The sequence below is a fragment of the Streptomyces sp. NPDC057682 genome (assembly GCF_042799575.1).
GTDB lineage: Bacteria > Actinomycetota > Actinomycetes > Streptomycetales > Streptomycetaceae > Streptomyces.
Genome location: NZ_JBHVIN010000009.1, coordinates 237,647 through 257,646 on the forward strand (window position 1 = coordinate 237,647; position 20,000 = coordinate 257,646).

Annotated in this window: 18 protein-coding genes, 1 pseudogene and 1 CRISPR repeat array; of the genes and pseudogenes, 10 read left to right on the top strand and 9 right to left on the bottom strand. The window is 72.3% G+C overall.

The annotated features are described in order from the left end of the window. Entirely contained in the window at positions 1–1,239 is a 1,239-nt protein-coding gene (locus tag ACFVDM_RS18920) for a hypothetical protein (RefSeq protein WP_383640679.1), read from the bottom strand. Positions 1,240–1,713: 474 nt separating this feature from the next. Between ACFVDM_RS18920 and ACFVDM_RS18925 the strand changes: the two genes are divergently transcribed. Next, positions 1,714–2,520: a hypothetical protein gene (locus ACFVDM_RS18925; protein WP_383640682.1), complete on the top strand. Its 807-nt coding sequence runs from the start codon at positions 1,714–1,716 to the stop codon at positions 2,518–2,520. A gap of 97 nt (positions 2,521–2,617) precedes the next feature. On the opposite strand, the gene ACFVDM_RS18930 is transcribed toward ACFVDM_RS18925, so the two are convergent. The 4 genes from ACFVDM_RS18930 to ACFVDM_RS18945 all read right to left on the bottom strand — a co-directional run bounded on the left by ACFVDM_RS18930 (position 2,618) and on the right by ACFVDM_RS18945 (position 7,098). Next, positions 2,618–3,184 carry a GNAT family N-acetyltransferase gene (locus ACFVDM_RS18930; RefSeq protein WP_383640685.1) on the bottom strand — a complete coding sequence of 189 codons (567 nt, stop codon included), beginning with the start codon at positions 3,182–3,184 and terminating at the stop codon, positions 2,618–2,620. Positions 3,185–3,587: 403 nt separating this feature from the next. Continuing rightward, a complete protein-coding gene (locus ACFVDM_RS18935) occupies positions 3,588–4,151 on the bottom strand; it encodes a GNAT family N-acetyltransferase (protein ID WP_383640688.1) in 564 nt (187 codons plus the stop codon). A 293-nt stretch (positions 4,152–4,444) separates the two neighbouring features. Further along, complete coding sequence (locus tag ACFVDM_RS18940) at positions 4,445–4,678, bottom strand: hypothetical protein (protein ID WP_383640691.1); 234 nt, start codon at positions 4,676–4,678, stop codon at positions 4,445–4,447. A 1,166-nt stretch (positions 4,679–5,844) separates the two neighbouring features. Then, on the bottom strand, positions 5,845–7,098 hold the full coding sequence (locus ACFVDM_RS18945; RefSeq protein WP_383640693.1) for a methyltransferase domain-containing protein: 1,254 nt from the start codon (positions 7,096–7,098) through the stop codon (positions 5,845–5,847). A 405-nt stretch (positions 7,099–7,503) separates the two neighbouring features. Here ACFVDM_RS18945 and ACFVDM_RS18950 point away from each other — a divergent pair, with 405 nt between their 5' ends. The 5 genes and pseudogenes from ACFVDM_RS18950 (at position 7,504) to ACFVDM_RS18970 (ending at position 13,190) form a co-directional block, all read left to right on the top strand. Continuing rightward, positions 7,504–8,343 carry a Scr1 family TA system antitoxin-like transcriptional regulator gene (locus tag ACFVDM_RS18950; protein WP_383641016.1) on the top strand — a complete coding sequence of 280 codons (840 nt, stop codon included), beginning with the start codon at positions 7,504–7,506 and terminating at the stop codon, positions 8,341–8,343. Further along, positions 8,340–8,537, top strand: a pseudogene (locus ACFVDM_RS18955) (DUF397 domain-containing protein); the annotation flags it as partial. The gene ACFVDM_RS18950 and the pseudogene ACFVDM_RS18955, both read left to right, overlap by 4 nt. Positions 8,538–9,010: 473 nt before the next feature. Further along, positions 9,011–9,344: a CRISPR direct-repeat array (repeat unit 29 nt; unit sequence GTGGTCCCCGCGCACGCGGGGGTGGTCCC). Positions 9,345–9,573: 229 nt separating this feature from the next. Then, positions 9,574–11,238 carry a cellulase family glycosylhydrolase gene (locus ACFVDM_RS18960; protein WP_383640696.1) on the top strand — a complete coding sequence of 555 codons (1,665 nt, stop codon included), beginning with the start codon at positions 9,574–9,576 and terminating at the stop codon, positions 11,236–11,238. A gap of 328 nt (positions 11,239–11,566) precedes the next feature. Beyond that, positions 11,567–12,160, top strand: a complete 594-nt coding sequence (locus tag ACFVDM_RS18965) for a DUF642 domain-containing protein (protein ID WP_383640699.1) — start codon at positions 11,567–11,569, stop codon at positions 12,158–12,160. A 139-nt stretch (positions 12,161–12,299) separates the two neighbouring features. Beyond that, entirely contained in the window at positions 12,300–13,190 is an 891-nt protein-coding gene (locus ACFVDM_RS18970) for an alpha/beta fold hydrolase (RefSeq protein WP_383640702.1), read from the top strand. 49 nt (positions 13,191–13,239) lie between these two features. Here the strand turns inward: ACFVDM_RS18970 and ACFVDM_RS18975 are convergent, their stop codons facing one another. Both ACFVDM_RS18975 and ACFVDM_RS18980 read right to left on the bottom strand, forming a co-directional pair. Beyond that, positions 13,240–13,620, bottom strand: a complete 381-nt coding sequence (locus tag ACFVDM_RS18975; RefSeq protein ID WP_383640705.1) for a hypothetical protein — start codon at positions 13,618–13,620, stop codon at positions 13,240–13,242. A 165-nt stretch (positions 13,621–13,785) separates the two neighbouring features. After that, the gene (locus ACFVDM_RS18980; RefSeq protein ID WP_383640708.1) at positions 13,786–14,445 is read right to left on the bottom strand and encodes a TetR family transcriptional regulator; all 660 of its coding nucleotides are present in this window, start codon (positions 14,443–14,445) and stop codon (positions 13,786–13,788) included. 61 nt (positions 14,446–14,506) lie between these two features. On the opposite strand from ACFVDM_RS18980, the gene ACFVDM_RS18985 reads away from it, so the two are divergent. The 4 genes from ACFVDM_RS18985 to ACFVDM_RS19000 all read left to right on the top strand — a co-directional run bounded on the left by ACFVDM_RS18985 (position 14,507) and on the right by ACFVDM_RS19000 (position 17,614). Next, a complete protein-coding gene (locus ACFVDM_RS18985; RefSeq protein ID WP_383640711.1) occupies positions 14,507–15,490 on the top strand; it encodes an oxidoreductase in 984 nt (327 codons plus the stop codon). A gap of 297 nt (positions 15,491–15,787) precedes the next feature. Further along, positions 15,788–16,135 (top strand): hypothetical protein, encoded by a 348-nt coding sequence (locus ACFVDM_RS18990; RefSeq protein WP_383640713.1) that lies wholly within the window; start codon positions 15,788–15,790, stop codon positions 16,133–16,135. Between the two features lie 138 nt (positions 16,136–16,273). Further along, positions 16,274–17,170: a virginiamycin B lyase gene (locus ACFVDM_RS18995; RefSeq protein WP_383640716.1), complete on the top strand. Its 897-nt coding sequence runs from the start codon at positions 16,274–16,276 to the stop codon at positions 17,168–17,170. Positions 17,171–17,266: 96 nt separating this feature from the next. Beyond that, a complete protein-coding gene (locus ACFVDM_RS19000; protein WP_383640719.1) occupies positions 17,267–17,614 on the top strand; it encodes a YciI family protein in 348 nt (115 codons plus the stop codon). Positions 17,615–17,738: 124 nt separating this feature from the next. Here ACFVDM_RS19000 and ACFVDM_RS19005 read toward each other — a convergent pair whose 3' ends face one another. Further along, positions 17,739–18,317: a TetR/AcrR family transcriptional regulator gene (locus ACFVDM_RS19005; RefSeq protein WP_383640722.1), complete on the bottom strand. Its 579-nt coding sequence runs from the start codon at positions 18,315–18,317 to the stop codon at positions 17,739–17,741. Beyond that, on the bottom strand, positions 18,314–19,834 hold the full coding sequence (locus tag ACFVDM_RS19010; RefSeq protein WP_383640725.1) for an MFS transporter: 1,521 nt from the start codon (positions 19,832–19,834) through the stop codon (positions 18,314–18,316). Before ACFVDM_RS19010 ends, ACFVDM_RS19005 begins: the two co-directional genes overlap by 4 nt. Positions 19,835–20,000: the final 166 nt, after the last annotated feature.

Consider the following 20,000-nt stretch of genomic DNA (forward strand, 5'->3'; position numbering starts at 1 on the left):
TCACCCCACCGACCGCACCCCCACCAGCTCCCCACCCTCCGGATAGACCAGCCGGTCGCCCGTCAGGAGGAACGGGGGGCCGCTCGACGGGAGGTGCCAGGTGATCGTGTTGTCGATGTCGAGGGCCAGGATCTGGCCGTGGCGGCCGGTGCCGGGGAGGTACCAGAGGCCGTTCCGGAGGGACTGGGCGTCGGGGGTGAGTTTCCGGGGGCGGGGGCGTGCGCCCTCGGAGAGGGCGGGGTTCAGGGTGCGGTAGGTGCCGTCGGGGCGGTGGGCGACGATGCCGTTGCGGTGGGCGACGGGGTACTCGCCGGGGTCGAGGCGGCGGGGGAAGGTGCCGTGGTAGTCGTCGCCGATGAGGGCGCCGGCGGCGTCGGGCAGGACCAGGTCGGAGGACTGGATCAGGGGGATCGAGGGGTCGTAGCGGCAGCCGTCGCGGAGGGGGGCCTGGGGCTGGTTCCAGGTGAAGGTGCGCTGCCAGACCGGGGCGGCTGCCGGGGAGTCGGCGTCGTACGCGGCGGCTCGGGCCCGGCAGTCGGGGGCGTGGGGGACGGTGGTCACGATGACGCGGTAGCGGGTGCGGATCACCTGGCCGATGTCGCCCGGGGGGAGGCGCAGGGGCCGGGAGAGGGGTTTCTCCTCGCCCCCGGGAACCACCATGAGGTGGCCGTCCGCGACGAGTACGAGCGGGTCGCAGGACTCGTTGACCTCGGGGGGCGAAGAGGGGAACGCGCGGCTGCAGGGCTCCGCGAAGACCGCCGGCCCGTGGGGGTGCCGGGTCCACAGGACCTTGCCGGTGAGCCCGTCCCATGAGGTGAGGGTGCAGAGGTCGCCGGGCAGGCAGGTGGCGGCGATGACCTGGTACCGGGTGCCGGGTGAGGACGTGACCCTGATCAGGCGCAGCGTTCCGGCGGGGCGCCGCGGGGGCCGTACGGTCAGCCGGGTGAAGACGCCGGTGGCCGGGTCGATCGTCCCCAGGCTCGGGAGCCGTCCGTGCTCGGCCGCGCCGACCAGCGTCAGCGTGCCGTACGGCGGCGCGGAGGTCGCGTGCGGCCCGCCCGGCCGGCCGGTCAGCGCGAACGCGGCCGGCAGCGTCGTGCGCCACAGCACCTTCCCCTTCTCGTCGATCCGCGCCACCGCCGTGCCCTGCCCGACGACCCCCAGCCTCCGGTCCACCAGCGACCAGCCGCCCGTACCGTCCGTCGGCACCGGCAGCGGGACCCGGAAAGCCTCCTCCACCCCCCGCACAGCGCTGACCTGCGGCGACGGGGGTCCGAAACAGCCGGTCAGGAGCAGCGGAAGCAGGAGAAGGAGAAGGCGGAGGAGGAGCGTGCGACGGCCGCCCCCGCGCGGACCACCGTCCCCGCCCCCGCGCAGAACAACGCCCGAACCCCCGCGCCCGCCCTCGCCTCCACGCCCGCCTCCACCACCGTGCTCGCCCCCGCGCCCCTGCCCGTACGACCCCATCGCCACACCCCCCGTTCCCCAACCACCCTCCCCAGCGCAGGTGTTCACGCGGACACGAACCACGACCGATTCGGTCACGGCCCGGAACGACCGCCTCCCTTCGCACACACAATGTCGCCATCAGCTACACACAACCCTCACAACAGGCTTAGGATCCTCCTCATCTCGCGCTCCGGGCGGCTCGTGCCCCGGAGGGCCGCCCGTGTGCGGCGGCGGATTTCCGAGAGCAGGAACGCAGGGGGTGGCATGTCTCTTCGGGTTGCACCGAGGTCTTCGATATCCGGCGGTGTACGGGGCACCAGGGGCGGCGGTAGGGCGCGTCGCGCCTACGGAGTCCTGGTCACCGGGCTGGTGGCGCTCTCCCTCGGCCTCACCGGCTGCACCGGCGACGACGACGCCTCGGCCACCGTCAGCACCTCGCCCTCGGCCGCCGCCTCCGCGTCCGCCTCGCCGAGCCCGAGCCCGACGCCCACGCCGTCGGAGTCCGCGTCGCCGTCGCCGTCCGCGACGCCGTCGAAGGAGCCCGTCGCGGCGGTCCCCGTACGCGACTACACGGGGTGGAACCTCCAGAAGGCCGTGACGGACGCGCGCGGCCACCATGTCGCCGCCGTCTCGTACGCGGACGCGAGCGAGCTGCACCGGAACGTCGTGCACGCCTCCAACTGGAAGGTGTGCAAGCAGAGTCCGTCGAGCGGTACGTACACCGCGTCGACCCGGGTCTCCTTCAAGGCCGTCGTGGCGAGCGAGTCGTGCGCGAACCCGCCGAAGGCGTCGTCCGGTACGTCGTCGTCCTCCGGAGGCGGTTCGGGCTCCTCGGGCGGTTCGGGCTCCTCGGGCGGCTCCGGTTCGTCGGGCGGTTCGGACGGCGGTTCCTCCGCGAGCGGCGGCGGCTCCTCCGGTACGGAGGTGTGCAGCATCCGGTCGAACGCGGGCAACTGCTACCGCGCCGGACAGTTCTGCCGGAAGGCCGACGTCGGAGCCACCACCACGGACGCGTCCGGACGCCGCATCACGTGCGGCTTCCAGTCCGGCGCCAACCGCTGGCACTACTGATCCCGCGTCCGTCCCCGCACCCCGGGGTCCCCGGGGCGGTGAGGTCCACGACGGCCCCGCCGCCCCGACCTCACCGCACCGGCCCCCCGCCTCGGCCTCACCGCACCGAGGGGCGCTCCCGCTGCGACCAGTACGCATCCTCGGTGATCCCGAGCAGCACCACGTCGTGGTACGCCCCCGCGAAGTACTCGTGGTCGCGGAGCCGGCCCTCCTCGGTGAAGCCGAGCCCGCGGTAGAGGGCCAGCGAGGCCTCGTTGAACGCGTAGACCTCCACCTCGCATTTGTGCGCGCGCTGTTCGGCGAACATGTACGTCAGGACGATCCCGGTCGCCTCGGCCGCGTACCCCTTGCGGCGGTGCGCGCGGCTGATCTCGATGCCCGTACGGAACCGTCCCGCGCGGGCGTCCGTCTCCCCCACCGTCACCGACCCCGCGAACGCCCCGTCCGCCAGCCCCTCCACCACCAGGCGGAACGCCTCACCGCCCGGGGCCCGGCCGGCCCGCTCCGCCGTCCACGCGCGGAAGCTCTCGGCGGAACGCGGCGGCTCGACCAGATCCGCGTTCCGGGCGTCCACGGTGTCCCCGGCCAGGTCCTGGAACCCCTGCCAGTCCTCGGGCTCGACGCCTCGCAGCCGTACCCTCGCGCCCGTCCACATATCCACCACGGCACCCTCCGCCCATCCGTACGTACGCCTGTCGTCGTATGTACACCTCTCGCGTACGCACATCCGTCGCGTACGTACATCCGTCGCGTGCGCGCATCGCTACGCGTCACACCACTCTCGAATCCCCGTACGCCTCGGGCGTCGCTTCGAGGTCCGTGAGGAACTGCTCCGGCGTCTGGTAGCGCCCACGACGGGGTCGCGCCGTGGCAGGCGCCTCAACTCCCCCTCGCCTCGGCCGCCGAGCGTACCCGCCGTGGGCGCCGGTCGCGGGCTCGCTTCAGGTCGCTGTTGTGGGGTGGGGCGGTGACGGTACGGGGGGCGCGGGGGCGGTGCGGGTACGGGCCCGCTTCCGGCCCCGGGCCCGTCCTGCAGCCGCCCCGTCCCGTCCCCGTGGGTGCCCGGATCAGCCGAGGCGCTTGTGCATCACGACGCACGGACGGTCCATCGCCCGGTCCCTCCGGCGGTCGAACTCCTCCCAGCCCAGGGAGGTCCAGAACGCGAGGGCGGCCGGGTTGTTCTCCAGGACGGCGAGCCGGATCCCGCTCCGCCCCTCGTCCCGGAACCGTTCCTCCACCAGCCCCACCAGCCGACGTCCGACGCCCGTACGGTGCAACGCCCCGCCGACCAGCAACAGCCCGATCCACGGCAGCCCGTCCCCCGGATGCCGGTCGAGCAGACAGATGAGTCCGGCAAGCCGCCCCTCCGCATCACGGACCACCAGCACCTCGCTCCCCTCCGCCGCCGCCTCCTCCCGCAGGTCGGCCTCGACACGCTCGGCATCGACGCCGTCGGGGTCGTACTCCCCCGAGGCCCGGCAGTACCCGGGATTGCTCGCGTACAGCGCGACGATCCCCTCGATCTCCGCCGGGGTGAAACCGAGCGGACGCAGGGAGAGCGTGGGGGCGGGCGGCCGCTCCCCGGAGGGCCGCTCCCCGGACCGCCGCCGGGACATGGGCGGATTCGACATGTCCGCCACGTTACGCGTGATTCGCTACGCGCTGCCCGCTGCTCGCCGTCCGCCGCCGAGGCGCCCGGCCCCGACCCGGTCTCCGACGCGGGTGTCTGCGCACCGGCCCTGACCGTCCAGCCGACGGCCGGTGGCATCGCGTCCTCAATACGGCTGCCCGGCCCGTCCGGCGGCGAGACGATCCGGGTGAATCGGCCCAGATTCAGTCCGGCGGCCCCGACCGTCCCCGGCGGAACCTTCCCGCCTCTTCGAACGATCGGGGCCGCCTTCAGAGGACCGGTCCGGGACGATGGCTACCCGTACGGCAGGCAGATCGCCCAGGCGTGGATCGCGGCACCGGGAGTGGAATCCAGCGGTACGGGAACCTCCCAGCCCGTGTTGGTGCTGTTGGGGTGGCCCTTCTCGCCAATGCCCGCGTAGGTGTTGGGGCCGTCCGAGGTGTACCCGCCGCCGACGAGGGTGTAGCCGGTCGGGCAGGTGGCCGTGGCCACGGAGGTGCCGTCCGCCGGAACGGACGGGCCGTTCACCGTGATACTGGGCCCCGAAACTCCGGCGGGACCGGCGGGACCAGCAGGACCCTCGGGGCCAGCGGGTCCGGCAGGACCCTCGGGGCCAGCGGGACCAGCAGGACCGGCAGGACCCTCCGGGCCCGCCGGTCCGGGAGGTCCGGGAGGTCCTTGGCATTCCTTGCTGTGATGACCGCAGGAGCCCTGGTCTCCGCCCCCGTCGGCGAGGGCTGGCTGAGCACCAAGTACACCGATACCGACAGTGGCGGCGGTGAGAACGAGGGTGGAAAGTCTTCGACGGATCTTCATCCAGAGGCCCTTTCTGACCTGGGGAAAACCGCGGCTTTCACGGGTGTGATCACATCTACCAGTGGCCTCGGACCCGGGCACTTCCAAAAGGGCCGAACGGAAGCAGCGCTCTGACGTCGCCGCCGGATCGACCGCTGGAGGCCGGAGGCCGGTCCGGAGGCCGGAGGCCGTCCGCCTGCCTTCGACCGCGAGAACCGCACACGACGCAACACGGTCAAGCGGTGTGTCAACAGCCCCATGCGGTGGCGCGGTCCGCCCATCCGTTGTGACGAACCGCCACGATCCACCGCGCCGGATTCCGCCTCACCGCCGTACTCGCCTGGCTGGCACGATGAATCCGAAAGGCCGCGTGAAGCGTGTTATCGAAGGGCGCATCCCGGCAGGTCGGTCCCGGTGTCGGGAGAGGCCCGGCCCGCAGGGCCGTGGCGATGACCAGCTTGGGTGTCGGGACAGGTCCGGCCGCAGGGCCGTGGCGCGAACTGCGGCATTCGTCGTCCCGCAACCGTCGCCCTCGGCGAGACCGAGCCACCCCCGCGGACGCGGAGACCACTTCCCCGACGCTCGTTGTCCCCGGACAACAAACGGGCATCCCCGCAGATGCGGGGAGCACACCTGGCTCTCCGCCGCCCAACACGGCGAGACCGGGCCATCCCCGCCACACGCGGGGAACACGGGCACACCGCCGAGCGCGGCGCCGTGGCGTCGGGACCATCCCCGCACATGCGGGGTGCGATCTCCACGACCTGACCTTTCTCCCGCAGCAAGCGTAGGCCAACAACCTCAGCAGACACGTTGGTTCACGCACGCCTCCCGTGCTCACCGAGGGCGCGCTGCGACCCGGCACGGGCGGGCCCTCCGGCCCCACACCCACGGCGCCCCTAGACGAAGCAACCCGCCTCATCCACCCACACCCGCTCCCCGCCCCCGCTCACCGTGAGACCGAAACGCCCCCACCCCGGCCGCCCTCGGCCCACCCACCAGTCATGGGCGGCCCGGACCTCGTCCCAGAGGCGGCGGGGCCCCTGCTGCCAGACGCGGGCGGGCTCCTTGCCGTCGGTGAGCAGAGCGCACGCCCAGGATCGATCGCTGAGGCTGTAGAACCAGTGGGGTCGGGCGCCGTCACGCTTCGAGGCGGCGGTGTGCGTGCAGTCGCGTACGCGCAGCCCCAGCGCGAAGGTCAGCGCGCCGAAGCGACCCGACGCGGCGAGGTCCCTTACCGCGTCACCGGGCTCCATCGACGCAGCGGCGTCGGGTAGTTGACGGGCGTACGCCTCGTGGTGGATCGGGACGGAGCGCTGCGCCCTGAGCTTCATGAACTCGGCCGGCCCCGTGAACCTCCCGCTCGCACTCCCGCCGTCCGCCTCCACCCGAAGCCGGACGATCCCATCGGTGTTGGTGAAGGCCGTGCCCCAAGGAGCCACGATGACCCCGCCTGGACGCGTCTGCGCGACCCACGCGTACGGGAGTTGGCGCACCCCGCACGTGGCGATGACGCGGTCGAACGTGCCGCGTCCCGGCGCACCCGCGCGACCGTCCCCGTGGAGGACGTCCATGGGCGCGCCGAAGAAGTGCGCCAGCGCTTCCCGGGCACGAACCGCTACCGCTTCGTCCACTTCGACGGTGACGACGTTCTCGTCCCCGACCTTGTGAGCGAGGAGCGCGGCGTTCCAGCCGGTTCCCGTGCCGATCTCCAGGACGCGGCAGTAGTCGTCCACGGTCAGAGCGTCGAGCATCCGGAAAACGACGCTCGGCATCGACGCCGACGACGTGGGCATGCGGCCCGGCTCACGCCCCACGTGCTGCCCGTCGTCCCACTGCGTGACGATCGGCACGTCCGCGCTCGCGTACCCCCGCCACACGTCCGGGTTCTCGGCCCGCGACACATGGACGGCCCTCCCGGCCTCCGCGTCGTACGGCCAGATCGTGTCCGGCAGAAATGCCTCACGGGGTACGCGCGTATAGGCGTCCCGCCACGCCGGCTTCAGGATGCCGCCGGTGGCGAGGGCGTATGCCGTCTCCTCACGGGTGGCGTACGCAGGATCCGTCCGCCCGCCGATATCGGAAGCCCCATCCTCGGCACGACCCAGGTCGCCGCCCACGCGTGCCGTAACGGAATTCGCTTTGTTCGCCATCTGTTTCATCCCTCCGATGAGTGCTGGCGCTGCGGTGTACGAGGCATCTGCAGCCGGTACTTGGCGCGCATCGTGTTCGTTTCGCGTACGCGCTCACGGATGCCGCCCGTTGCGTCATCGGGTTCCGTCGTGGCCGGCGACGGGGCGTCCGGACAGATCGGCGCCCCGCACCGGCACGGCGGAAACGCCGCGAGCGATGCGTAACGGGAGATGTCGGCGCTCGCCCGCAGCTCACGGCTCAGCCCGTCAGCGGTGGTGCGGACAGGAATTGGGGCGGGGGCCGGCGCGGTTCCATGCTCTTCTTCAGGCACGCTTTCGTGTCCCTCCGTAGCGGTTTCACTACCAGGAGCGCCAGCGTGGCCCTAGCCTCACGAAGTCGGCAACGTGGCGGCCAGGGAGGGCATGTTGGTCAACATCAAGGAACTGAATCCGGACGCATCGCCTCAGGCGGCCTACGGAGCGCGTTTACGCAGCGTGCGGGAGCAGCACGGTTGGATTCAGGATCACCTCGCCTCGATGATCGGCTGCACAGGTCGGCACGTCTCGGCCATCGAAACTGGTCGCAAATCTGCGACTCTGCCCTTCTCACGCAAAGCAGATGTGGCGTTCGACCTGGTCGGCACACCTGAGTCCTTCGAGCGCGAGTGGCGCGAGATGAAGCACAGCAGCCTGCTGGAAGGGTTTCCGGAGTACGTCGGCTACGAGAACCGCGCCGTGGAGATCCGGCTCTTCCGGATCGGCCTCGTACCTGGGCTGATGCAGACGCAGGAGTACGCGCAGACTCTGGCTGATGGTGAAATCCATCGCGGATCGCTCACTCCCGAACAGGCCGAGGAGCGAGTCTCGTTCCTACTGGAACGGCAGAAGGCGTTGGTTCGGACTCGACCACCGATGGTCTTCGTCGTCATGGACGAAAGCTGCCTTCTTCAGGCCGTCGGCGGTCCGAAGGTGATGAACGCCCAACTCCAACGCCTGGAAGAGTTGGCTTCCCATCCCAACTGGATCATTCACGTCTCACCGTTCGGCATAGGCGCACGGCGGGCGTTCGACCTGCCCATCAACTTGCTCACCCTGTCCGATCGGTCAGTTGTCGCCTACGCCGAGTCCCAGGTTCAGGGATACGTCGACCGGGAACCGTCATCCGTCTTGCCCATGCTCACGGCCTACCATCAACTGCAAGGCGAGACGCTGTCCCAGGCAACGTCATTGGCCATGATCAGTCAGTTACGAAAGGGCACCCCGTGACGAGCGGATCCCCCCATTGGCGCAAGTCTTCGTACAGCTCGAACGGCGGCGACTGCATCGAGGTCGCCACCAACTTCGCCGCCACATCCGGGACCGTGCCCGTCCGTGACTCCAAGCAGGCCGATGGCCCGATCATGACCGTCTCCGCCAACGCCTTCTCTTCCTTCATCGCTGGTGTCGGCAGCAGCGAGTTCAGCGTGATCCACCGGTCTGCGACGTACGGCAGCCCGACGCAGGTCCATCCCCGCGCACGCGGGGGTGGATCCGCCCCCGCGTCGGTGACGGCTCCGCCGTCAGTGTGGTCCCCGTGCACGCGGGGGTGGTCCGGGGAGGAACTACGCGGCGAACGGTATGGACTTGCGTTCCCCGCGCGTGCGGGGGTGGTCCCAGCCGCAGCGTCGCCACCGAACTCGCCGCATGCTGCTCCCCGCGTGTGCGGGGATGGACCCGCGCAGCTCCCTTGGATGGACGCGCACGAAACTTGCGAGCCCCGCCCCTGCAAGGTGCCCCCTGGACCACCATCGAAGCAGGGGCGTCAGGACCACGAAGTGGCAATGCGCGAGAGATGGAGCGGTGCGAAGGAATGAGATGTATGGCCCATAGGCCCGAGTTTGGCAAAGTGGGTAAAATCCACTGCCTGCCCGGATAACACCGCAGGTCAGTTCCTGTGGTCCCCGCGCACGCGGGGGTGGTCCCCGACCTCTTCGCGCGCGCCAGCGACCTCTACGGTGGTCCCCGCGCACGCGGGGGTGGTCCCAGCGCGCTCGTCCTGGCGAACTCCGGGGTGACGTGGTCCCCGCGCACGCGGGGGTGGTCCCATCGCCTCCACCTCGGCCGCGACCGTCGTGGAGTGGTCCCCGCGCACGCGGGGGTGGTCCCGTGGCCCGGACGGTCATCACGTTGACCGTGGGGTGGTCCCCGCGCACGCGGGGGTGGTCCCCTCGCCCGGTCCATCAAGGACGGCACCGTCACATGGTCCCCGCGCACGCGGGAGTGGCCCCCACGACAGCGCGACCACCACCGCGCCGGGCGGGCGGCCCCCGCACCCGCACCCGCGAGAGCGCTCCCCCCAACCCAAGCCATCCGACCTATTGACGTGCCCCTGACTGAATGGCTTCATGGAGGCGCACATGTGGGAGCGCTCCCACATGTGGTCCACACTCTCCTCCTCCCCCATCTGGAGCCGCAGTGAGTACAGCGAGAGGCACGACGAGGCATACAGCAAGGCGCATGGCGAAGAGTCCTGTTACGACCTTTCTGACCGTTCTGGCCACCCTGCTCGGGTTGCTCGCGCTGGGCGGGCTCGCGTCGGCGCAGGCCGCGTCGGCGCAGGTCGCGGGGGCGGAAAGGGGTGCGGCCGCCGGGGCGGGGCTGCATATCAGTGACGGGCGGCTGGTCGAGGGCAACGGGAACGACTTCGTGATGCGCGGGGTGAATCACGCGCACACGTGGTACCCGGGCGAGACGCAGTCGCTGGCCGACATCAAGGCGACCGGGGCGAACACGGTCCGGGTCGTGTTGTCGGATGGGTACCGGTGGAGCAAGAACGGGCCCGACGACGTGGCGGCCGTGATCGCGCAGTGCAAGGCGAACCGGCTGATCTGCGTGCTGGAGGTGCACGACACCACCGGGTACGGGGAGGACTCCGCCGCCGGGACGCTGGATCACGCGGCGGACTACTGGATCGGGCTGAAGGACGTCCTGGCCGGCCAGGAGGACTACGTCATCATCAACATCGGGAACGAGCCCTGGGGGAACACCGACCCGGCCGGCTGGACGGCACCCACGACGGCGGCGATCAAGAAGCTGCGAGCGGCCGGGTTCGCGCACACGATCATGGTGGACGCGCCCAACTGGGGGCAGGACTGGCAGAACGTGATGCGGGACAACGCGCAGGCGGTGTACGACGCGGACACGACCGGGAACCTGCTGTTCTCGATCCACATGTACAGCGTCTACAACACGGCGCAGAAGGTCACCGACTATCTGAACGCATTCGTGGAGGCCGGACTGCCGCTGGTGATCGGTGAGTTCGGCGGGCCGGCCGACCAGTACGGCGACCCGGACGAGGACACGATGATGGCCGAGGCCGAGCGGCTGCAGCTCGGCTGGATCGCCTGGTCCTGGAGCGGCAACACCGACCCGATCCTCGATCTGACCATCGGCTTCGACCCGGCGCAGCTCAGCTCCTGGGGCGAGCGCATCTTCCACGGGGCCAATGGCATCGCCCAGACCTCCCAGGAGGCCACGGTCTACGGCGGCACCTCGGCGGACACCGAGGCCCCGACCGCCCCGGGCACCCCGGCCGCCTCCTCCGTCACCGACACCTCGGCTGCGCTGACCTGGGCCGCGTCCTCCGACAACGTTGCCGTGACCGGCTACGACGTCGTCCGGGTCAGCGGGACCACGGAGACCGTCGTCGCCTCCTCCACCACCCCCGGCGTCACGGTCACGGGTCTCACCGCGGACACCGCCTACACCTTCGCGGTGTACGCCCGTGACGCGGCCGGAAACCGTTCGGCGCGGTCCGCCGCGGTGAGCGTCACCACCGACGAGGGTTCCACCGCACCGGGCGGCAGCTGCTCCGTCGGGTACAAGGTCGTCGGCGAGTGGCAGGGCGGGTTCCAGGGCGAGATCACCATCCGCAACACCGGCACCACCGCCATCGACGGCTGGACGCTCGGCTTCTCCTTCGCCAACGGCCAGACCGTCACCAACATGTGGGGCGGCACCCCGACCCAGAGCGGTGGCACGGTGAGCGTCGCCCCGGCCTCGTACACCTCCACCATCGCCGCCAACGGCACGGTCACGGTCGGCTTCACCGGCAGCCAGAACGGCACCAACGCCGAGCCGACGGCCTTCACCCTCAGCGGGGCGGCCTGCGCCGTCTCGTAGCACCGGCCGTCGGCATCTCCGTACGCGACGGAGGGCACGGCAAGCCGCCCGGGGCAGCCGCCCCCGCCCCGGGCGGCTCCGGGCTGCCTCGCCCTGCCAGGTCCTGCCCCATCGGTGGTCCGGCACGGCGGGGCGGTCGAGCCGCGGTACGGCGGCCGACAGGACCACTCAGCCATCAGCGTCTGTCCGGTGCGCCGAACGAGGGACGCCAAATCGTTTCTCCTGATCTGCCCTCCCCGGGGTCGGCCGACCCCGGGGCAAAGGTGGGCCTGCGGCACGCGCCGCCTTCTCCCCCCACCTTCATGACTTCACGTCAGGAGAATCACGCATGTTCAGTCGTCCCTCGGCACGCCGTCTCGCGCTCGCCCTGTCCGCCGTCACGTTCGGGCTGCTCGCCGCCACCCCGGCGAACGGTGCCGCCGCCGTCACGGACATCGAGATCGAGAACCCTTCCTTCAAGCAGCCGTTCCTGCCGGGCAGCCAGTGGCGGGACGTCGACGCGGGCAGCACCTTCATCAAGGGCTGGGACGTGACCAAGGGGGACGCCAACCTGGAGTCCGCCGAGTGGGCGCAGACGGGCAGTTCCTCCCAGGCCGTCTCGCTGAACGGCGACGGCAAGGGCGAGATCCGCCAGGAGGTCAGGACCGTGCCCGGCCGGATCGTCCATCTGTCGTTCCGACTGGGTACCGAGATGTACTCGGAGTGCGACACCACCCTGGACAACACGTTCACGTTCACGCCCACCGGAAGCAAGCCCCTGCTGATGAACGCGGGCCGGCCCGACCACAAGAACCCGCAGTGGCAGGACGTGAACGTCACCTTCCTCGCGACCGCCAAGCGCACGGACCTGACGTTCACCTCCCTCGTCAATGGACGGTGCGGGGCCGTCATCACCGACCTGGAGGCCTACCAGGAGGCGTAGCCCCCGACGCAGCCTGCACTCCGCCCCGCGCGTGCCCCTCTCCCCGCGCCCCCCTCTCCCGCCCGCCCGTCCGGCATCTGATGTGCTTGGGCCCGGGAGCGCCGGGGGGCGTTCGCGCGACGAAGGGCGGGTCCGGAACATGAGCGGTGGCGGGGCGCACGTCCCCGGTACGGACGGCTGGGCACGGGCTCTCACCGCCTGGCCGGAGCGGGTGGTCGTGCGGGACGGGGTGCGGCTGGCCTGCCGGGATTCCGGCGGTCCGGGGCCGGCCGTGCTGCTGCTGCACGGGCTGGCGGGGCACTCCGGGGAGTGGGAGACGCTGGCCCGGCTGCTGGGGCCGGGGCGGCGGATCGTCGCCCTCGACCAGCGGGGGCACGGGGCGAGCGAGCGGCGTCCCGGAGATGTCTCGCGGGCGGCGTACGTGGCCGATGTCGTCGCGGTGATCGCGGAGTTGGGGCTGGAGCGGCCCGTGGTCGTCGGTCAGTCGATGGGTGGGCACACCGCGCTGCTGACCGCCGCCGCGCATCCGGAGCACGTCGGTGCGCTGGTGCTCGTCGAGGCCGCCGCGGGCCGCACCGATCCGGCGACGCCACGGGAGATCGGGGAGTGGCTGGACGCGTGGCCGAAGCCCTTCCCCTCGTACGAGGACGCCGTGCGGTTCCACGGCGGCGGGGCGCTCGGCGAGGGCTGGGCGGCCGGTCTGGAGGAGCGGGACGGAGGGTGGTGGCCGCGCTTCGACCGGGACGTGATGGTCGCGTCGATCGCCGAACTCACCCGGCGGGCCGTCTGGGAGGAGTGGGAGGCGGTCCGCTGCCCGGCGCTCCTCGTCCTCGGGCAGTCCGGCATCATCCCGCCCGCCGCCGCCGACGCCATGCGCGGCCGGCGGCCCCGGACCCGGGCCGTCTGCGTCCCCGGGGCCGGCCACGATGTGCATCTGGAGCGGCCGGAGGCGCTGTACGCGGTGATCGCGGCGTTCCTCGACGCGGACGGCTCGGAGGGCTCGCACGGCTCGGAGGGCTCGGACGGCTGACCGGGTGCGCGGCGGAGGTGGCGCCCGCCGCGCACGGGCGGGACCGCCGTCAGCAGCGCGGGAGGCCCGGTGCCGGGTCCACGCTGGTGAAGACGCGGGCGGCGGCGATGTAGCCGTAGTTCCCGTAGTCGTCGCCGTTCGTGTAGTACCAGATGTTGTTGCCCCCGCTGTGCTGCTCCCCTCGGACGTAGCACTTGAACCAGCTGTACGAGGTGCGCAGGGTGTCGACCACCTTGATGTTGCCGCACTCGGGCCCGGACTCCACACACGGGTGGTTGAGCAGCCCCGTGGGCGCGTAGTTCCCGCAGTACATGCCCGAGCTGCCGCCGCTGCAACTGGCGGCCTGGGCCGAGGGCGCCCCGGCGACGAGCGTGCCGGCGATCAGCGCGGCGCCTGCCGTGAGCTGGGCGAACTTCTGGATCCTGCGCATGGATTCTCCCCGTTCGGTCGCGTGATGCCGGTGTCGGTGGTGCGGACGACGGCCGGCGGACGGCTCCCACTGTGGAGGGTGTCCGGGGTGCGGGCGCGGCCCTTCGACGAGGAAGCAATGCGAACGGAGAGCCTCCGGGGCGCGGGGCGAGGGCGCGGGCCCCGCTCAGGCGCGCGCCCCTGGTCCCGCGTCCAGGGCCGGTGCGATCACCGCGAAGGCGCGGTCGAGCAGGGCGTCCGGGGCGGGGGCCACATCAAGAACCACGCCCTCACCCGCGCTCCAGCGGTGCAGGACCGCGTCGAAGGCGTTGAGTGCCATGCCGGCGGCCATCCGGGGGTAGAGGCCGGGATCGGCGTCGGCGTCGAGGCCCAGCCGCTCCGCGAGTTCAGCGGCCAGGTCCTCGCGCCACTGCGCCTGGCGTTCGAGGAAGCGGGCGTGGAGGGCGGGCGTACGGAGGATGAGCCGGACGACGCGGAGCGCCCGTTCGCCGTGGTCGGCGCATTCCCCGAGGGGCACCCATACCGCGTGGCGCAAGGCGGTGGAGGGGGGTTCCTCCGGGGGGCGGGCGGCGAGTTCGGCGCGGATGCCGGTGCCCATGTCGGCGAGGAACTGGACGACCACGTCCTCCTTGGACGCGAAGTAGCGGAAGAACGTCCGCTTGGAGACGCCCGCGGCGGTCGCGATCTCGTCGATGGTGACCGCGTCGAACCCCTTGCGGGCCAGCAACTGAAGGGCCGACTCGGTCAGTTCACCGGCCACCAGCTGCCGTTTGCGCTGGGCCAGGGTCAGGTCGGGTCGGCTGTTCACCCCGTCAGGGTACCCCATGCCCTCGATGTCACCCAGTGACACATTGACACTTGATGACACCCGGAGCAGTCTGTGTCATATGACTGAGCAACAGCGGCAGCGACAACGACAGCGGCGCCGACAACAGCAACGACATCGACCGCACTGGACCGCCGACCGGATCCCGGACCAGAGCGGGCGCGTCCTCGTCGTCACGGGGGCGAGCAGCGGCCTCGGCCTGGCCACCGCCAGGGCGTTCGCCCGCCGGGGCGGGCAGGTCGTCATGGCCGTGCGGGACGAGGGCCGGGGGCGCGAGGCCGCCGCCGGGATCACCGCAGCGCAGCCGGACGCGCGTCTCGACGTCCGCGTACTGGATCTGGCCGACCTCGACTCCGTACGGGCGTTCGCCGGCCGGCTGTGCGCCGACCATCCCCGGCTGGACGTGCTCGTCAACAACGCCGGGGTGATGGCCCCGCCCCGCACCCTTGGTCCGCAGGGGCACGAGATCCAGTTCGCGACGAACCATCTGGGGCACTTCGCCCTGACCGGACTGCTGCTCGGCGCGCTGGCCAAGGGAGCCGACCCCCGGGTGGTGACCGTGACGTCGGCCAATCACCGCAAGGCCCGCCTCTTCTTCGACGACCTCACGGGCGCACGCCGGTACTCCCCGATGGGCTACTACAACCAGTCGAAGCTGGCCAACGCCGTGTTCGGGCACGAGCTGCACCGACGGCTGACCGCCGCCGGCAGTCCGGTGCGCAGTCTGCTCGCCCATCCCGGGTACGCCGCCACCGGGCTCCAGCACGACGGGCCCGTGGCCCCGGTGCGGCTGCTGTTCGGCCGGCTCCTCGCGCCGCTCGCGCAGAGCCCGGAGCGCGGCGCCCTGCCGCAGCTGTACGCGGCGACCGAACCGGGCCTGGCGGGCGGCGCGTTCATCGGCCCGGACGGGAGGGGCGAGCTGCGGGGCGCACCGACGCGCGTGGAGCTGTCCGCCGGGGCGGCCGACCCCGGGACCGGGCAGCGGCTGTGGGAGCTGTCGGAACAGGCCACGGAGGTGCGGTACGCCCTGCCGGCCGCCGCCTGAGACGGTGAACGGAACGCCCTGCGGGCCGAGTTCGGCAGGGGAGCACCCGCCGGGCGGGCACGGGTGCGGCGCGGTCACGGGCCGGGGGCAGGGCCGGTCCGCGCACCGGACCGGGCCCGGCGGACCCGGCGTGACCCACATGGCCCACGGCGGGCGACGCCCTCGTTCCCGTACGGGTGAGAGCTTCCCACGTGCGGGTGAACGCGTGCGCTCCGGCGACCGGCGGGGGGCCAGACTCGGCGGCGTAACGATCTTGCTCACCCCACCGGGGCCGACCCCTCAAGGAGCTTTTCCACCATGCGACTTCGCACCACCGTCGCCGCCGCCCTCGGCGCGCTCGCACTCGTCGTCACCCTGCCCGGCTCGGCCAGCGCCGCCCAGGGCGACTTCACCTACACGTACACCGCGCAGGACGGCAGCCGGCAGCAGACCGGGCTGATCAATCCGCCGAGCCGTCAGTGCGTCGCGCTGCCCGGTGCGGCCGACCCGGGCCGCACGCTCCCGGGCGACACCCCGTGGAACAACACCGACGCCACCGCCACGGTCTTCACCGGACCGGACTGCGACGGCGACTACTTCACCCTGCGGCCCGACGGCGGCCACGCGTCCAGCCGGCTGAAGATCCGTTCGGTCGTCTTCAGCTGAGACCGCACCCCGCGACGGCTGTGAACCCCCGGGTTAACGGTCGTTGAGGTAAAGGGTGTTGATCACGGGCGGGGCGGACCGCATGCTGGTGCACGACCGGCGGCGTGTCCGCCCCGTCCAGTGTCTGGAGCCACAGCAGTGACGACGTCCCCCACCGTCGAGGAGTACGCGGTCTGCGACCGTGACAGCGGCCCGTACGCGGTCACCACCGGGCCGGACGGGGCGCTGTGGTTCACCCTGGTGCACAGCGGCGGGATCGGCCGGCTCGTCCCGGGCGAGGAGCCGGTGGTCCACCGGCTGGACCCGGACTGCGGCCCGACCGTCATCTGCGCCGGGCCCGACGGCGCCCTGTGGTTCACCGAGTACCGGGCGCACCGCATCGGCCGGATCACGGTCGCCGGGGAGGTCACCGCGTACGCGCTGCCGTCCGGCGGATGCGGGCCCTTCGGGATCGCCCCCGGGCCGGACGGGGCTCTCTGGTACACGGGGACCGCCGCCGATCTCGTCGGACGGATCACCGTCGACGGCGAGGTCACCGAGTACCCGCTGCCCTCCTCCGGCGCGTTCCCCTCCGCCATCGCCGCGGCCGGCGACGCGATGTGGTTCACGATGAACCAGGCCGGCGCCCTCGGCCGCATCGGCATGGACGGCGGCATCACGGTCCATCCGCTGCCCACCGAGGCGGCCGGTCCCGTGGGCATCGCGGCGGGCCCCGACGGCGGCGTCTGGTTCACCGAGATCGCCGCCGGGCGCATCGGCCACCGCTCCCCCGACGGCCGTGTCACCGAGCATCCGCTGCCCGACCCCGCCGCCCGGCCGCACGCCGTGACCGTCGACGCCGGCGGCACCGCGTGGTTCACCGAGTGGGGCGGCAACCGCGTCGGCTCGATCACCCCGGACGCCCGGATCACCGGTTACGACCTGCCCACCCCCGCCTCCGAACCGCACGGCATCACCGTCGGACCGGACGGCGCCCTGTGGACGGCCCTGGAGACGGGCTTCCTGGCCCGCGTCGATCCGGGGCACGGGGTCTGAGCCCGCCGGATTCGGCTCCCCCGCCTCTCCCCCTCTGCCCCCTCCCTCCCTGCCCCTCCCCCTCTGATGTCCCACCCACCGAACAAGGGAACACCCATGAAGTACGCCCTCGTCGTCTTCGAGACCGATGCCTCGCGCGCCCTGATCAAGGCCGACCGGGACGCCTACCGGGCGTCGTACGAGGCCTGGATCGGCGAACTCGCCGCCGCCGGCAAGCTGGCGGGCGGCGACGCCCTGGACACCGAGGGGCGGGGCGCCGTCACCGTGCGCAAGGCGGCGGACGGGTCCGCGACCGTGGCCGACGGGCCGGTGCACGGCGGGGAGGAGAGCCTGGGCGGCTGGTTCGTCCTGGAGGTGGCCGACCACGACGAGGCCGTCCGGATCGCGCGGGGCTTCCCGACGCCCGAGGCGCTGGAGCTGCGCCCCGTCCTCGAATCCGCCTGATCCGGTCCGTCCGCGCCGCGACGGCTCCCGGCCGGGCGTCGTCAGCCGGGCACGGCTCCGGGCCCGGCGTCCTCAGCCGGGCACGGCCCCCGGCCGGGGCGGCGCCCACCGGGCCGGCCGCGCCTCAGCCGGTGATCAGCTTCTGGAGCGCCGGGGCGTAGAGGTCGGCGATGTGCTCCGGGGTGGCGCGGGCGCCCGCGCCCTCGCGGTGGAGGCTGAGGGTGGCGCCGAGGCCCAGCAGATGACCGGCCAGCAGCTCGGCGCGCAGGGCGCGTTCGGCGCCGGGGAGTCGGGCGGTCAGGGCGTCGGTGACCTGCTCGTGGAACCGGTCGCGCAGCAGCGAGCGTTCGTCCTGGTTGCCCAGCGAGAAGACGACGCGCAGCAGCGGGTCCGAGTTGAGGGCGCGGCGGCGGGTGACCAGGGTGACGACCATGTGGCGGCCGAGCCGGTCCAGCGGGGCGTCGAGGAGTTCGGCGGCGGCCGGGCCGAAGTCGGCCACGGTGTTGAACAGTTCCTCCTTGCGGCCGAAGTGCTTGACCACGAGGGACGGGCTGACCCCGGCGTCGGCGGCGATCTTCCGGATGGTCACCTCGGCGTACGGGCGCTGGGTGAAGGCCCGGCGCGCGGCGCGCAGGATCGCGTCCCTGCCGCTGGCCGGCCCGTCGGTGACGGGGGCCGCCGCGATGGCCCGGCCACCGGTCATGACGCACTCTCCTGGATTCCGGCCGCCCGCACACCCCCCTCGTGGGTGTCCGCGGTCCCTCGGCTCTCCTCGACCGTACCCGCAGCACCGGCGGCGGGCGTGCGGCCGGGCAGGAACAGGGTGACGGCGAGGGCCGCCAGGGCCGCTCCGGCCGCGATGACGAAGACCAGCTGGTAGGCGTGGAGCGTCGGGGCCGTGCGGCCGCCCGCCCGGAACGTGATGTTGGCCAGGACGGCGGCGACCGTCGCGCTGCAGAAGGCCTGTCCGATGGAGCGCATCAGGGTGTTGAGTCCGTTGGCGGCGCCGGTCTCACTGACCGGGACGCCGCGCATCACGAGCGCGGGCAGCGCCGAGTAGGCGATGGCGGTGCCGGAGGCGACGACCGTGGCACCCGCGATGATCAGCCACAGGCTGTGGCTGGTGAAGTAGCGCACCCCGTAGCCGACGGCGATGACCGCGGTGGCCAGGGCCAGACTGGTCTTCGGACCGTGCTTGGCGGAGATCCGGGCCGATACGGGCGAGAGCGCCACCATGGCCACCCCGCCGGGCAGCAGGCAGAGTCCACTGACGACGAGCGAGGCGCCGAGCCCGTAGCCGGTGGCCTTCGGTTCCTGCACCATCTGGGCGGTGACCAGGGAGTTCGCGTAGAAGGCGAAGCCGACGAGCAGTGCGGCAATGTTGGTGAGCAGGACGGCGGGGCGGGCCGAGACCCGCAGGTCGACCATGGGCGTGGGGACGCGGAGTTCGTACGCGCCCCAGAGCAGGGCGATCACCACGGCGGCGACGAGCAGGCCGACCGTGCGGGCCGAACCCCAGCCCCAGTCGGCGCCCTGGGTGACGGCGAGCAGCAGACAGACGAGGGCCGCCGACAGCCCGAGCGCACCGAGGGCGTCGAAGCGGCCCCGGCTGCGCAGCGGGGACTCCGGTACGCACAGCAGCACCAGCACGATGTCGAGGAGGCCGATGGCACCGGAGACCCAGAACATCGTGTGCCACTCGAAGTGTTCGATGACGAGCGCTGCGACGGGCAGGCCGACCGCGGCGCCGATGCCGAGGGTGGAGCTCATCAGGGCGACGGCGGACAGGACGCGCTCGGGCGGCAGTTCGTCGCGCAGGATGCTGATGCCCAGCGGGACGACGGCGATGGCCGCGCCCTGGAGGGCCCGGCCGGTGATCAGGACGCCGATGTGGGAGCTGACCGCGCAGAGCACCGAGCCGATGACCAGGACGGCGAGCGAGGCGACCAGCACCCGGCGCTTGCCGTACATGTCGCCGACCCGGCCGAGGACCGGGGTGAACACCGCGCCGGTCAGCAGGGTCACGGTGACGAGCCAGCTCGCGGCGGCCGGGGTGGCGCCGGTCAGCGCGGGGATGTGCGGGAGCAGCGGGACGACGATCGTCTGCATGACCGCGACGACCACGCCGCAGAAGGCCAGGACGCCGACGGCGAAGCGGGGGTGCGGGGCCTGGGCGGCGGGGGGCGCGGGGGCTGCGGGGACCGGTATGTCCGCGGGCATGGTTCTCCGTTGCGTGCTCGGCGGCGGCGCCCCCGGGCCTGGGGGTGCACATCTGTTCACCCCCAGGGTAAACGCTTGTGCACCCCCGCCGCGACGGGTTCCCCGGGTCCTGGCGTTAGCCTCGGAGACCGGAGCCGGTACGGGCGTGGGTCCCGGGCACGGCGAG